Raw genomic sequence first — 13417 nt, forward strand, 5'->3', positions numbered from 1 at the left:
GCGAGCCAGCCCTCGGCGACGAGATCGCCGTAGGCGTCGACGACGGTGTTGCGGGCGATGCCCAGGTCGGCGGCGAGCGAGCGGGAGGACGGCAGCCGGGTGCCGGGGGCGAGCCGGCCGGTGCGTACGGCGTCCCGCAGGGCGCGGGTGAGGTTGGCGCGCAGCCCGCCGGGGCCGGTGAGGTCGAGATGGAGGTCGCGGCCCTCGGCCGGCGCGGGTCGGGCGTCCTCCGCACGAGTGGCCCGGATGATGTTCATGGGAATGGACCATACTGCTGAGCCATTACCGTCGTAGCGTCGTTCCCATGACGACCCCACACACCTCGAACCCCACGGCTCCCGGACCCCGCCTCCGCATGGCGGAACTCGCCCCCGAGGTCTACAAGGCCATGATCGGGCTGGACGCGGCGGCCAGGAAGGGCATCGACCCCGCGCTCGCCGAACTGGTCCGCATCCGCGCCTCGCAGCTCAACCACTGCGCGTTCTGCCTGGACATGCACACCAAGGACGCCCGCAGGGCCGGGGAGACCGAGGAGCGCGTCCACCTCCTGAGCGCCTGGGAGGAGGCCGGGATCTACACCGACAAGGAGCAGGCCGCCCTCGCCCTCACCGAGGCCGTCACCGTCCTCACCGACGGCTTCGTCCCCGACGCGGTCTACGAGCGCGCCGCCGCCCACTTCGACGAGGACGAACTGGCCCGGCTCATCGCCCTGATCACCACCATCAACGCCTGGAACCGCTTCGGCGTCACCACGCGCATGGCCCCCGGGCAGGCGTGAGCGCCATGACCGGGAAGAAGCGCGCGTCCCTGCCGCGCGAGATCTACCGCGCCCAGCTCCGGCTCACCCTGGCCGCGAAGAAGGGCCTGGGCGACGCGGTCCTGGCCGAACTGGTCGTCCTGCGCGCCTCGCAGATCAACCACTGCGCGTTCTGTGTCGACATGCACTCCCGCGGGCTGCGCGAGGCGGGCGTGAGCGAGGAGCGGATCGCGCTGGTCAGCGCCTGGGAGGAGGCCACGGACCACTTCACGGAACGGGAACGGGCGGCCCTGGCCCTGACGGAGGCCGTCACCGTCCTCACCGACGGCTTCGTCCCCGACGCGGTCTACGCGCGCGCCGCCGAACAGTTCACGGACGTCGAACTCGCCCATCTCATCGCGGTGATCGTCGAGATCAACAACTGGAACCGCATCAACGTCGCCCTGCGCACCCCCGTCGGGGCCACTCTGTGACCGCCGCGGCACTGCGCGCCCTGCACCACGGTCCCCGGCTGCCCCTCGTGCTGCCGGGCCCGTGGGACGCGGGCAGCGCCAAGGCGTTCGCGGACGCCGGGTTTCCCGCGCTCGCCACACCCAGCGCGGGGGTGGCGGCCTCCCTCGGTCACGAGGACGGCAGGACGCCGCCCGACGAGATGTTCGCCGCCATCGCCCGCATCACCCGCGCCGTCGACGTCCCCGTCACCGCCGACGTGGAGGACGGCTACGGCCTCGGCGCCCGCGAGCTGGTCGGACGCCTCGCGGAAGCGGGCGCCGTCGGCTGCAACCTGGAGGACAGCGACCGCGTCACGGGCACCCTCATGGACCCGCGGCAGCAGGCCGACCGGCTCGCGGAGGTACGCGCCGAGGCCGGCGAAGCGCTGGTGATCAACGCCCGCATCGACACCTTCGTCCGCGGCATCGACGACCCCTCCGAGGCCGTCCACCGCGGCCGCCTCTACGCCGAGGCCGGCGCCGACTGCCTCTACCCCATCCTCGCCCCACCGACCGCCCTCCCCCACCTCTCCACCGCCCTCCCCCTCCCCCTCAACGCCCTCGCCCGCGCGAACGGCCCCTCCCCCACCGAGCTGCACACCCTCGGCGCCACCCGCATCACCTTCGGCCCGGGGCTGTACCACCTGACGATGAACGAGGTGACGAAGCTGGCGGGGCGGGTGAGGGGTGGCGGGGCGGTGGTGGGGTGAGGACGCCGTACGGGGCAGGAGCGGCACTGCCCGCCCCCGGACGTCAACACACCGCCAGCACATCATCCGGTCGGAAGAAGCCCGACGGCAACGGCCCGGGAGAAGCGAGGATCACCGAGTTCGTTCGCCCGCACCGAGCGCTGAGGAACCCACCATGACCTGGGATTTCACCCTCGTCCTGAACCGGCGGATCACCGAGGACGAGGTGCGCCGGCTCGACACCGACGACGATCTCTTCTTCGCCCGCGGCGACATGCCCTACACCCTGGGCGGCCCCGGACCGAGCACGGTGCACTGCTCCCTCGACGCGCCCACCCTCCTCGAAGCCATCGCCGAAGCCGCCTCGCAGATCCGCGAACTCCCCGGCCTGCGCGCGGTACGCGTCGAGCAGAACGACCTGGTCACCCGCGACGAGGCGGCCCGGCGCGCCGGACGGACCCCCGACTCCCTCGCCCGGCTCGCCGGCTTCCCGGCCCCCGAAGAGGATGTCGCCGGCATCCCCTACTACTCCTGGACCCGCGTCACCGCGGCCCTCCGCGCACACGGCAAGCCCGTCCCCGCACCTCGCGCCCTCACCCTCGCCAACCACGCCCTCGCCCTGGCCGACGAGTTGAGCCACACCGACGTCCCGGCCGCGGTCCTGCGCTCCTTGGGGCTGCCCGTGGCTGAGGCATCGCCCCGGCTCCGTTCCACGTCCACGACGGCGCGTGCCGGGGCCAGGGCGTGCGGGTCAGACGCGGTTCAGTGTGACCAGTAGCGCCACGATGATGACGCCGCCCCACGCCATGAACATGAACACGGCGCCCCAGAAGAGGCCGTCGGGTGAGAAACGTCGTCTTTTGCTCATCCCCATTTTCGCGACTCCTTGCCGGGCGGGGGCCGCTTGTTCACTTTTCGCACCTTCTCCGACAGGTCTTCGGTACTGCCCTTTTCTTTCTTGCTTTCCGTCATCACAGCGCCTTACGTCGGACTCCACCATTTCCGTTCCCCCGTTCCACGGCTGCCCGGCCCGGCCGACACGTACGGCTCGGACCGGACAGCCTTTCCTCCCCCACTGATCGGGAGAGGTGCCTCGCGGCCGGGATTTCGATCGGGCCGGCCAGGAGGTGGCAGAAGGTGCCGCATCAACCACCGATTTGGCCGCGTGAGGTGATGACCGAAGCAAGCCTCTGCGCCGTGGCCGCATTGCAACGCCCGAGATCCACGAGTGCGATCACCTGCCCGAACCCACCTGTACTGACGCCGAGGGACGGCAGGACGATTCCTGCGCCCCGGAGCGCAGCGTCAAGTTCGTTGCGTGCCGATTCCGCTTCCTCGATCCCCTTCTGGCCGTCGTACGGCAACTCGTCTGCCGGCACTGGTTTACCTCCGCCTTGAGTCGCGGTTGCCCGTGGCCACCGCTTCGGGTCCTTCTCCGCACAGACAACTGCACGGGCTCTTGGGGAGGTACCGTTGTCGCAGCACACGGACTTAAGAGCTTTAAGCGGCCTTGTGCCGCGAGGAGTTGACGCATCATGGCCATCAGGCCGAATGAGCGCCTGGCGCGGCTGCACCGCGAGGCCGGCTGGTCCTTGCGGCAGTTCGCCCAGGCGGTCAACCGGTTGGGGACGGAGTGCGGGACGCCGCTGAGGTACCGGGAGCCGTCCGTTCACCAGTGGCTCCCGGGGCACATGCCGAAGGAGACCGTCCGCCCTCTGGTTCTGGAGGCGTTGGCCCGTCGGCTGCGGCGCCCGGTGACCGCCGACGAAGCCGGGTTCCCGCCCGGTCCCAGGCGATCGGAGAACGAGCCGCCCACGGTGGAAGGGCTTCTTGAGCTCGGGAGGCAGGACATGGATCCGTCACGGCGAGGTGTGCTGGGAGCCGGGCTTTTCTCCGTCGCGCTGGCCGTGCCTGACTGGCCCGATGTTGTCGGACGGATGGAAAAGGCGCGGGCGGAACAGGTGAAGCGGATCGGGATGCCTGATGTGGAGATGGTTACCGCCATGACGGAACGCATCTCTCGGCTGGACGACCAGTTCGGTGGTCGGCATGCGCGTCCCATGGCCGCCGCGTTTCTGGTGAACACCGTGGCGCCCTACCTCCGGGCGGACGCCTCCGAAAGGGTTCGGAAAGCGATGACGGCCGCCGCGTCGGATCTCTGCTATCTGACCGGATACATGGCGGTGGACGAAGGAATACACGGGCTGGCACAGCGCTACTACCTCAAGGCTCTCGAACTCGCGGGAGCTTCCGAGGACCATCTGACCTACTGCACCACGCTTCGCGGAATGAGCGTGCAGGCCGTCGATCTGCGTCATGGCCGGCAGGCGATGAGGCTCGCGGACGCCGCCGCTTCGGCGTCACCGCAAGCGGGCCCGAGAATGCGTGCCTTCCTTGCGGGGCAGCAGGCTCACAGCAGCGCCCAGGTCGGCGACCGGACCCTTGCGCACAGGTATCTCCGCGAGGCGGAAGTGGCCATGGAGAAAGCCGAATCCCGCTCGAAGACATTCGGTTCCTACAATTCGGCGACTCTCGCCTACCACATCGCACAAGTGCGGTACGAACTCGGCGACGTCCGGGGAAGCATCACATACCTGCACGAGCACTTCCGGCTTCGTGACCCCAGCGACAGCCGCAGATCCGCCATCCGTTTCCGTTCCCTGCTGGCCGAACGCCAATTGCAGGTGGGGCACCTCGAAGCCGCGTGCGCGACTTGGTCCGGTGTCCTGGACGCATACCCGACGATCCATTCGGGACGCGTGGACGAGCGCGTCTCCCGCATGGTCACCCTCCTCCGGCCACACCTGTCGAACGGTGCGGCCGGAGACCTTTACGAAAGGGCCCGGCAGTACGTCTGAGGGCACGATGTGGCACCGGGATTCCTCGGCGCCTACTCGCCTCTCACCCCGTCACCCCTCCCCCGGCAGCCACTTCTCCCACACATCCCGGTGGTCCCGCACCCACCGTTCCGCCGCCTGGTCGGCGGTCAGGCCCTTTGAGGCGATCAGTTCGGCGACCTCGTTCTGGTCCTTCTTGGTCCAGTGGAAGCGGGCGAGGAAGCGGGCCGCGTCGTTGCCGCTCTTGGCGAAGGTGGTGTTGAAGTACTTCTTGAGGGGGGTGGTGGGGTAGGCGCAGTCGACGGAGGCGGGGTTCTCGGCGCCCTTCTTTTCGCAGGCGGGGGTGTGCGGGGGGAGTTTCACCTCGGTCATCGGGACCTGGTTGAACAGCCATTGCGGTTCGTACCAGTACGTCAGGAAGGGTTTCTTCTCCTTGGCGAACTGCTGGATCTGGGTGATCTGGGCCGCCTCGGAGCCCGCGAAGACGACCTCGTAGTCGAGGCCGAGGTTCTTGACGAGGGCCTTGTCGTGGGTGACGTAGGACGGGGAGCCGTCCATCAGCTGGCCCTTGCCGCCGCTTTCGGGGGTGCGGAGCTGGGCGGCGAACTTGTTGAGGTTCTTCCAGTCGGTGACCTCGGGGTGTTTCTCGGCCCAGTAGGTGGGGACCCACCAGCCGATGTGGCCGGTGACGCCGTTGCCGCCGCCGTCGGTGATGGTCTTCTTGTCGTCGACGTAGCGTGCGACCTGGTCGGGGTGGCCCCAGTCCTCCAGGATCGCGTCGACCCGGCCCTGGCTGAGGGCGTCCCAGGCGGGGATCTCGTCCACCTGGACGGTGTCGACGTGGTAGTCCAACTCGTGTTCGAGGAGGTACTTGGCGACCGCGACATTGGCCTGTGCGCCGATCCAGGTCTGCACCGAGAGGGTGACGGACCGGGAGCCCTGGGCCGCCGCGAACGGGGACGCCTGCCGGGTCATGTCGGCCTTGCCGCAGCCGGTGAGCGACAGGGTCAGGGCCCCGGCGGCCAGGGCGGCGCCGAGCAGCTTCGTACGGGTACGGGTCATGGTCAGGCCCCCTTCCCCGCCGTGCGGCGCCCGGTCGGCTGGGTGACGCGGTCGAGCATCAGGCCGAGGCAGACGATGGCGACGCCGGCGACGAGGCCGAGGGCGAGATCGCCGGTGGCCAGGCCGGTGACCACGTCGTACCCGAGGGCGCCACCGCCGACCAGGCCGCCGATGATGACGACGGCGAGGACGAGGACCACCCCCTGATTGACGGCGAGCAGCAACGCGGGCCGGGCGAGCGGGAGTTGGACCTGGCGCAGGGTCTGCCAGCGGGTGGCGCCGAGCGAGCGGGCGGACTCCAGGGCGCCGGGGTCGACCTGGCGCAGGCCCTGGGTGGTGATGCGGACGACGGCGGGCAGCGCGTAGACCACGGCGGCGGCCGTGGCGGGGGCGCGGCCGACGGCGAACAGGGCGACGACCGGGATGAGGTAGACGAACTGCGGCATGGTCTGCATGACGTCGAGGACCGGTCGCAGCGCCGCCTCCAGCCGGGCGCTGCCCGCGGCGAGGATGCCCACGCCGATGCCGATGACCAGCGTCACCGCGAGGGCGGCGAGCACCTGGGAGAGGGTGTTCATGGACGGCTTCCACACGCCGAGGACACCGATGGCGGCCATCGCGAGGACGGCGGTCAGGGCGGTGCGCCAGGTGCCGATGAGCCAGGCCAGGGCGGCGACGAGGAGCAGGACGGCGTACCAGGGCAGGGCGGTCAGGCCGTCGCGCAGCGGGTTGAGGACCCAGTCGGTGAAGTGCGCGGCCCAGTCGGCGGTGCCGCCGATGACGGGGACGCCGGAGTAAAGGTGGTCGACCATCCACTCCTTGACGTCGTTGACGGGTCCGGCGACGGCGACGGTCCAGCCGGAGGGCCAGGCGGCGGAGCCGGCCAGCCGTCCGGCGACGGCGAGCGCCGCGGTGACGGCGGCGATACCGGCCCAGACGCGCAGGCCCTTCGGGCCGCGCGGCGTGGTGTCGGCGCCGAGGCGGGCGCCGGCCGCCGCGGTGGTGCGGTCCATGACGACGGCGAGCAGCACGATCGGGACGGCGGCGGCGAGCGCCGCGCCGACGTCGACGGAGGCGAGGGCCTGGTAGACGCGGTCGCCGAGGCCGGCTGCGCCGATCATGGAGGCGATCACGGCCATGGAGAGCGCCATCATGATCGTCTGGTTGAGGCCGAGCAGCAGTTCCTTGCGGGCCAGCGGCAGCCGGGCGGTCAGCAGCCGCTGCCGTCCGGTGGCGCCGAGCGAGGTGACGGCCTCCAGCACGCCCGCGTCCGCGCCGCGCAGGCCGAGGGCGGTCAGCCGGGCCATCGGCGGGGCGGCGTAGACGACGGTGGCGAGCAGGGCGGCCGGTACGCCGATGCCGAAGACCAGGACGACGGGCAGCAGATACGCGAACGCGGGCAGCACCTGCATGGTGTCCAGGACGGGCCGCAGCAGCCGGAAGACGCGGTCGGACAGGCCGGCGGCCAGGCCGAGGAGGGCGCCGACGGCGACCGAGGCGAGCACCGCCACGATCATCAGCGCGAGGGTCTGCATCGTCGGCACCCACATCCCCAGGACGCCGCTGACCAGGAAGGACGCCAGGGCGAGCAGGGCGATGCGGGGGCCTGCTGCGCGCCAGGCGACCAGGGTGACCCCGGCGGTGACGCCGGTCCAGCCGAGGGCGAGCAGCACGAGGTAGACGGCGCGGACGGAGAGGACGACGGCGTTGCTGAGGTGGCCGAGGAAGTACACGAACAGCGGGTGGCTGTCGCGGTTGTCGATGATCCAGTCGCTGGTCGCGCCGAGCGGCCCGGACAGGTCGACGGTGAGGCCGGACGGCCAGGCCGCGCCGGGCCACAGACTGTGGACGACGGGGACGAGCACCGCCGCGGCGACGGCGAGCAGCAGGAGCTTGCCGACGGCGCGGTGGCGCAGGACGGCCGTGAGCGGCCCGTTCCCGGCGGTGGAGGTCAGTGAGCGGGGTGCGGTGGTGGGGGCGGTGGTGCTCATGCGCGGCCTCGTTTCACCGTGCCGGTGGGCACGTTGAGGGCGGCCGCGCGCAGCGCCTCTTCCCAGTGGCGTGCCAGGGCGGCGCGGAGCCGGGCCGTGAGGGGGACGGCCGTACGGGGGGTGGCGAGGGCGGACATCAGGCGGCCACCTCGTCGCGGCGGGTGCGGCCGGTCCCGGCGACCACGTCGAGCAGGCAGGCGTGGTCGACGACGCCGAGGCAGCGGCCGTCGTCGACGACGCGGGCGGCGCCGGAGCGGGCGACCGCGTCGATGGCGTCGCGGACGAGGGTGTCCGGCGCGAGCGCGGGGCCCTGCCCGGCCTCGTCGTCGCGGGCCGGGCGCATGGCGCGCCGTACGGTCAGCACCTGTTCGCGGGGGACGTCGCGGACGAAGTCACGGACGTAGTCGTCGGCCGGGGAGCCGACGATCTCCTCGGGGGTGCCGAGCTGGACGACGCGGCCGTCGCGCATCAGGGCGATCCGGTCGCCGATCAGCAGGGCCTCGGCGAGGTCGTGGGTGATGAAGACCATGGTGCGGCCCTCGTCGCGGTGGAGGCGGACGACCTCCTCCTGCATGTCGCGGCGGATGAGGGGGTCGAGGGCGCTGAACGGTTCGTCGAACAGCAGGACCTCGGGGTCGACGGCGAGGGCGCGGGCGAGGCCGACGCGCTGCTGCTGGCCGCCGGAGAGCTGGCCGGGGCGGCGCTTCTCCAGCCCGCCGAGGCCGACCTTGCCGACCATCGCGGCGGCCCGTTCGCGACGTTCGGCCCGGCCTACGCCCTGGATCTCCAGGCCGTAGGCGACGTTGTCGAGGACGGTGCGGTGCGGCAGCAGGCCGAAGTGCTGGAAGACCATGGAGGCGCGGCGGCGGCGCAGTTCGCGCAGTGTCGCGCGGTCCATGGCGCGGACGTCCTCGCCGTCCATCTCCAGGGTGCCCGCGGTCGGTTCGATGAGCCGGGTCAGGCAGCGGACGAGGGTGGATTTGCCGGAGCCGGACAGGCCCATGACGACGAAGACCTCGCCCTTGCGGACGTCGAAGGAGACATCGCGGACGGCGGCGGTGCAGCCGGTGCGTTCGCGCAGTTCGGATGCGGACAGGGCGGCGAGGGAGGGGTCGCCGGGGACGCGTTCGGGTTTGGGGCCGAACACCTTCCACAGGTTGCGGACGGAGAAGACGGCGTCCGGGCGGTCCTCGTCCGCCCGGGGGCCGGGTATGCCGGGGGAGCCCGCCATCAGGCATCACCGCCCTGGGCCGGGGTTTCCTTGAGGAGGTCGGCGCACTTCTCCCCCACCATCAGCACGCCGATCATCGGGTTGACGGCGGGCATCGTCGGGAAGACGGAGGCGTCGGCGATGCGGACGCCGTCCAGGCCGCGGACCTTGAGCTGCGGGTCGACGACGGCGAGGGCGTCGTCGGCGGCGCCCATCTTGCAGGTGCCGGCGGGGTGGTAGACGGTGTGCGCGGCCTTGCGGACGAGTTCGCCGATCTCGGCGTCGTCGGTGACCTCGGGGCCGGGGAACACCTCGCGCTTGAGCCACTTGGCGAACGGTTCGGCCTGCGCGATCTTCCGGGCGAGCTTGATGCCGTCGACGAGGGTCCGCCCGTCGTAGTCCTCCTCGTCCTCGAAGTACTTGAAGTCGAGGGCGGGCTTGGCCTCGGGGTCGGCGGAGGTGAGGTAGAGGCGGCCGCGGGCGCGGGACTTGGGGATGTTGGGGGTCATCGACACGCCGTGCTCGGGGCGTTCGTAGCCCAGTCGCTCGGGGTTGTCGGTGAAGGGGATCTGGTAGAAGTGGAACATCAGGTCGGGGCCCTTGTGCGCGGGGTCCCGCTTGACGAAGAGGCCCGCGTCGGAGTCCATCGCGGAGTTGCCCGGGAGGGGGCCGTTGGTCTCCCAGACGATGACCGACTCCGGGTGGTCGATCAGGTTTTCGCCGACGCCCGGCAGGTCGAGGACGCAGTCGATGCCGAGCGCCTCCAGGTCCTTTCGCGGTCCGATGCCGGAGAGCATCAGCAGGCGGGGGGTGTCCACCGCGCCGGCGCACACCAGCACCTCGCGTCCGGCCTCGGCCAGGATCTCCTCGCCGTCCTTGGTGCGGGCCCGTACGCCGGTCACCCGGGTGCCGTCGAGTTCGAGCTTGTGGACCCAGGTCTCCAGCTGGAGGTGGAGGTTGGGGCGGTCACCGGCCTCCATGTGGGGGTGGAGGTAGGCGACGGAGGCGGAGGAGCGCTTGTTGTTCTCGGGGTGGTAGGCGAGGTCGAAGAAGCCGACGCCCTCGTCGAACGGCTTGTCGTTGAAGCCGACGACCTCGGGGACGCCGAGGGCGTTCTTGGTGGCCTCGACCCAGTCGGTGGCGATGGCGTTCTGGTCCTTCTTCGCCACCCGCACGATGTTGTTGCGCAGCTTGCCGTAGTAGGGGTCCATGTCCTTGGCGCCCCAGCCGGCGGCGCCGGCCTCGGCCCATTCGTCCCAGTCGGACGGCAGCGGCTTGAAGGAGATGAGGGTGTTGTGGGAGGAGCAGCCGCCGAGCACCTTGGCGCGGCTGTGCAGGATGTGGGAGTTGCCGCGCGGCTGTTCGGTGGTGGTGTAGCCGTAGTCGAGGTCGCCGCCGAGGAGTCCGAGCCAGCGGCGCAGCGTCAGCACGTCGTCGCGGTCGATGTCGGTGGGGCCGCCCTCGATGACGAGGACGCTGACGTCGGGGTCCTCGGTCAGCCGGGAGGCGAGCACGGACCCGGCGGTGCCGCCGCCGACGATGACGTAGTCGGCGCGGAGGGTGCGGGCGGGGCGGGCGGCGGTGGACGGGGGCATGGGCGGTGCTCCTTCTGCGCGTGCGGTCCGCGCTGCGAACATCACCGATCGGATGCGATCGGACACGGAGAGTGGTGGTCGTGGGTGGCCGGGAGGACGGCCGCGGGGTGGCGGGGTGGTGCGGGTGTCAGCCGGCGAACCAGCGCACGGGCGCCGGCCGCAGGTTCTCGTAAATGTGCTTGCTCTCGCGGTACTCGTCCAGGCCCGTGGGGCCCAGCTCCCGGCCGATTCCGGACTTCCCGAAACCGCCCCATTCCGCCTGCGGCAGGTAGGGGTGGTAGTCGTTGATCCACACGGTGCCGTGGCGCAGGCGGGCCGCGACGCGGCGGGCGCGGGCGGTGTCGCCGGAGAAGACGGCGCCGGCCAGTCCGTACTCGGTGTCGTTGGCGAGGGCGACGGCCTCGTCCTCGGTGGTGAACGTCTCCACCGTGAGGATCGGGCCGAAGGTCTCCTCGCGGACGACCTTCATCTCCCGGTGGCAGCCGTCCAGCACGGTCGGCGCGTAGAAGTAGCCGGTGGCGGGGCGAACGCCGGAAGGTTCCGGGCGGGTGCCGCCGCAGCGCAGTTGGGCGCCCTCGGCGAGCGCGGAGGCGACGTACGCCTCGACCTTGTCGAGCTGCTGCTGGGAGACGAGGGGGCCGCACTCGACGCCGTCCTCGGTGCCGCGGCCGAGCTTGATCTTCTCGGCGCGGCGGGCGAGTTCGGCGACGAAGCGGTCGCGCACCGACTCCTCGACGATCAGCCGGGCGCCGGCGGAGCAGACCTGGCCGCTGTGGATGAACGCGGCGTTCAGTGCCTGGTCGACGGCGGTGTCGAAGCCCTCGTCGGTCGCGCAGGCGTCGGCGAACACCACATTGGGGTTCTTGCCGCCCAGTTCCAGTGCGATCTTCTTGGCTCCGGCCACCGCGGCCGCGCCGGCCTTGGTGCCGCTGACCAGGCCGCCGGTGAAGGAGAAGAGGTCGACGTCGGGGTGTTCGGCGAGCCGCTGGCCGACGGGGACGCCGGCGCCGGTGACGATGTTGGCGACGCCCGCCGGGAGTCCGGCCTCCACCAGCAGCCGGACCAGGTGGACCGTGGAGAGCGGGGTGACCTCGCTGGGCTTGACGACGAAGGTGTTGCCCGCGGCCAGCGCCGGGGCGATCTTCCAACTTGCCTGGAGCAGCGGATAGTTCCACGGCGTGATGAGCGCGCACACACCGACGGGCTCGTGCACGACGACGCTGTGCACCTCGGGCGAGCCGGCGTCGACGACGCGGCCGCCGCTCTCCTGCGTCACCAGATCGGCGAAGTACCGGAAGGCATTGGTGACATCGTCGACGTCGACCCGGCCCTCCTCCAGCGTCTTGCCGGTGTCGCGGCTCTCGGTCAGCGCGATCTCCTCGCGGTCGCGCCGGAGCAGATCGGCCACCTTGCGCAGCAGCGCGGAGCGTTCGGCGACGGGCGTACGGGGCCAGGGGCCCTCGTCGAAGGCACGGCGGGCGGCGGCCACGGCGGCGTCGGTGTCCTCGGTGCCGCCCTCGGCGACGAGTTGGAGCACGGTGGCATCGGCGGGGTCGAGGACCTCCCTCGTGGCGCCGGACGTGGCGGCCCGCCACACCCCGTCTACGTGAATGGTCTCGTGTGCCGACACGTTGTTTCTGCCTTCCGCTTTCGAACTGCTGGACGCCCCCCGGCATCGGGCCCCTCCCCGAAAGCCCCTTACCTATGCCCACGCATCCGGGGAAAGTGAGCCGAGTCACTCAATGTGCAGCCGAATGTCGGGAAAAGTACGCTGAATAGCCGTATGCCCCCTTCGGTGCGGAGGTGCCGAAATGATCACCAGACATCGCTCCGCCCGCACGATCACCGCCCTGACCTGCGGCGCAGCCCTCCTCGGCAGCGGCGTCGGCAGTGGCACCGCCGTCGCGGACGATCACAGCGACGAGGGCGATCTCGCGGGCAAGACCGCCCAGCAGATCTCGGACACCGCACGCAAGGAACTGCTCCAGGCCCGTTCCCTGCGGCTACGCACCCACACCAGCGCCGACCCCACCAAGCTCGATCTCACCCTCGACCGCGGCGGCAACTGCACCGGCGCCATCAGCAAGGGCCAATACGGCCGCGTCGACCTCGTCAAACACGGCAACGAGGTCTGGCTCAAGCCCGACGCCGCCTTCTGGAAGAGCCAGGTCCCCGGCCGCCAGGGCCAGGAGATCGCCGACCGCGTCAAGGGCCGCTATCTGCACGGCACCACCGACAACGCGCTGCTCGGCCAGATCGCCGCCGCCTGCGACCTCGCCGCCTTCCAGAAACAGGTCGCGGGCCCCGAACACCCGCCCCCCGGCGCCACCGCCTCCGCCCCGCCCCTGGTCAAGGGCAGACCGACCGTCCACGAAGGCACCCGCGTCCTGCCCATCAGCCAGAAACAGGGCCGCTTCACCCAAACGCTCTATGTCGCCATCGAGGGCCACCACTACCCCCGCAAACTCACCTCCGAGGCCGACCACGAGACCAGCACCCTCCTGCTGAGCAGCTACGGCGTCCATGTCTCCGCCAGGAAACCGACGGCCGCGCAGAGCGTGGACATCGACTCGGTGGAGGGGCAGTTGCAGCAACAGCAGAACACCCAGTCGGTGTGAGGGAGCGCGCCGGCGGGTCTTTCCGTACGCCCCTCCCGTAAACCGTCTCCTCCCCTGCGTCAGTCCCGCGGGCCGTCGCCGTGGCGCTCCGTCCGTTCCCGCTCCGGCGGCCGGGCGGGGTGCCGCGTCCGTACGACGCGCGGGGCGCGGGCGAAGGGCGGGACGGC

At 71.2% G+C, this 13417-nt stretch carries 14 protein-coding genes; 6 read left to right on the forward strand and 8 right to left on the reverse strand.

The features are described from left to right. A partial coding sequence (locus AC51EU_RS19185; RefSeq protein WP_496268222.1) for a GntR family transcriptional regulator occupies positions 1-257 on the reverse strand: 257 nt, incomplete at its 3' end. Between the two features lie 47 nt (positions 258-304). On the opposite strand from AC51EU_RS19185, the gene AC51EU_RS19190 reads away from it, so the two are divergent. The 4 genes from AC51EU_RS19190 to AC51EU_RS19205 all read left to right on the forward strand — a co-directional run bounded on the left by AC51EU_RS19190 (position 305) and on the right by AC51EU_RS19205 (position 2715). Continuing rightward, entirely contained in the window at positions 305-778 is a 474-nt protein-coding gene (locus AC51EU_RS19190) for a carboxymuconolactone decarboxylase family protein (RefSeq protein WP_496268223.1), read from the forward strand. A 5-nt stretch (positions 779-783) separates the two neighbouring features. Beyond that, a complete protein-coding gene (locus tag AC51EU_RS19195; protein WP_496268224.1) occupies positions 784-1230 on the forward strand; it encodes a carboxymuconolactone decarboxylase family protein in 447 nt (148 codons plus the stop codon). Then, the gene (locus tag AC51EU_RS19200; protein ID WP_496268225.1) at positions 1227-1958 is read left to right on the forward strand and encodes an isocitrate lyase/PEP mutase family protein; all 732 of its coding nucleotides are present in this window, start codon (positions 1227-1229) and stop codon (positions 1956-1958) included. The genes AC51EU_RS19195 and AC51EU_RS19200 overlap by 4 nt, the downstream gene beginning before the upstream one ends. Positions 1959-2112: 154 nt before the next feature. Then, positions 2113-2715 carry a hypothetical protein gene (locus AC51EU_RS19205; RefSeq protein WP_496268226.1) on the forward strand — a complete coding sequence of 201 codons (603 nt, stop codon included), beginning with the start codon at positions 2113-2115 and terminating at the stop codon, positions 2713-2715. A gap of 367 nt (positions 2716-3082) precedes the next feature. Here AC51EU_RS19205 and AC51EU_RS19210 read toward each other — a convergent pair whose 3' ends face one another. Next, positions 3083-3316, reverse strand: a complete 234-nt coding sequence (locus AC51EU_RS19210) for a hypothetical protein (RefSeq protein ID WP_496268227.1) — start codon at positions 3314-3316, stop codon at positions 3083-3085. 156 nt (positions 3317-3472) lie between these two features. On the opposite strand from AC51EU_RS19210, the gene AC51EU_RS19215 reads away from it, so the two are divergent. Beyond that, entirely contained in the window at positions 3473-4795 is a 1323-nt protein-coding gene (locus AC51EU_RS19215) for an NsdA family TPR-like regulatory protein (protein WP_496268228.1), read from the forward strand. Between the two features lie 51 nt (positions 4796-4846). On the opposite strand, the gene AC51EU_RS19220 is transcribed toward AC51EU_RS19215, so the two are convergent. The 6 genes from AC51EU_RS19220 to AC51EU_RS19245 form a co-directional block, all read right to left on the reverse strand. After that, on the reverse strand, positions 4847-5836 hold the full coding sequence (locus AC51EU_RS19220) for an ABC transporter substrate-binding protein (RefSeq protein WP_496268229.1): 990 nt from the start codon (positions 5834-5836) through the stop codon (positions 4847-4849). Between the two features lie 2 nt (positions 5837-5838). After that, positions 5839-7827: an ABC transporter permease gene (locus AC51EU_RS19225; RefSeq protein WP_496268230.1), complete on the reverse strand. Its 1989-nt coding sequence runs from the start codon at positions 7825-7827 to the stop codon at positions 5839-5841. Further along, a complete protein-coding gene (locus AC51EU_RS19230) occupies positions 7824-7964 on the reverse strand; it encodes a hypothetical protein (RefSeq protein WP_496268231.1) in 141 nt (46 codons plus the stop codon). Before AC51EU_RS19230 ends, AC51EU_RS19225 begins: the two co-directional genes overlap by 4 nt. Beyond that, positions 7964-9058, reverse strand: a complete 1095-nt coding sequence (locus AC51EU_RS19235) for a quaternary amine ABC transporter ATP-binding protein (RefSeq protein ID WP_496268232.1) — start codon at positions 9056-9058, stop codon at positions 7964-7966. Before AC51EU_RS19235 ends, AC51EU_RS19230 begins: the two co-directional genes overlap by 1 nt. Beyond that, positions 9058-10632 (reverse strand): GMC family oxidoreductase, encoded by a 1575-nt coding sequence (locus tag AC51EU_RS19240; protein WP_496268233.1) that lies wholly within the window; start codon positions 10630-10632, stop codon positions 9058-9060. Before AC51EU_RS19240 ends, AC51EU_RS19235 begins: the two co-directional genes overlap by 1 nt. 127 nt (positions 10633-10759) lie before the next feature. Continuing rightward, positions 10760-12262 (reverse strand): aldehyde dehydrogenase family protein, encoded by a 1503-nt coding sequence (locus AC51EU_RS19245; protein ID WP_496268234.1) that lies wholly within the window; start codon positions 12260-12262, stop codon positions 10760-10762. A 181-nt stretch (positions 12263-12443) separates the two neighbouring features. On the opposite strand from AC51EU_RS19245, the gene AC51EU_RS19250 reads away from it, so the two are divergent. Next, a complete protein-coding gene (locus tag AC51EU_RS19250; protein ID WP_496268235.1) occupies positions 12444-13250 on the forward strand; it encodes a hypothetical protein in 807 nt (268 codons plus the stop codon). Positions 13251-13417: the final 167 nt, after the last annotated feature.

This window comes from Candidatus Streptomyces philanthi (assembly GCF_059553635.1).

What these genes read in the sequence shown, in the direction of transcription:
- AC51EU_RS19235 (WP_496268232.1), bottom strand. Translation starts at nt 9,058, where the DNA reads ATGGCGGGCTCCCCCGGCATACCCGGCCCCCGGGCGGACGAGGACCGC.
- AC51EU_RS19220 (WP_496268229.1), bottom strand. Translation starts at nt 5,836, where the DNA reads ATGACCCGTACCCGTACGAAGCTGCTCGGCGCCGCCCTGGCCGCCGGG.
- AC51EU_RS19215 (WP_496268228.1), top strand. Translation starts at nt 3,473, where the DNA reads ATGGCCATCAGGCCGAATGAGCGCCTGGCGCGGCTGCACCGCGAGGCC.
- AC51EU_RS19250 (WP_496268235.1), top strand. Translation starts at nt 12,444, where the DNA reads ATGATCACCAGACATCGCTCCGCCCGCACGATCACCGCCCTGACCTGC.
- AC51EU_RS19190 (WP_496268223.1), top strand. Translation starts at nt 305, where the DNA reads ATGACGACCCCACACACCTCGAACCCCACGGCTCCCGGACCCCGCCTC.
- AC51EU_RS19230 (WP_496268231.1), bottom strand. Translation starts at nt 7,964, where the DNA reads ATGTCCGCCCTCGCCACCCCCCGTACGGCCGTCCCCCTCACGGCCCGG.
- AC51EU_RS19205 (WP_496268226.1), top strand. Translation starts at nt 2,113, where the DNA reads ATGACCTGGGATTTCACCCTCGTCCTGAACCGGCGGATCACCGAGGAC.
- AC51EU_RS19195 (WP_496268224.1), top strand. Translation starts at nt 784, where the DNA reads ATGACCGGGAAGAAGCGCGCGTCCCTGCCGCGCGAGATCTACCGCGCC.
- AC51EU_RS19225 (WP_496268230.1), bottom strand. Translation starts at nt 7,827, where the DNA reads ATGAGCACCACCGCCCCCACCACCGCACCCCGCTCACTGACCTCCACC.
- AC51EU_RS19240 (WP_496268233.1), bottom strand. Translation starts at nt 10,632, where the DNA reads ATGCCCCCGTCCACCGCCGCCCGCCCCGCCCGCACCCTCCGCGCCGAC.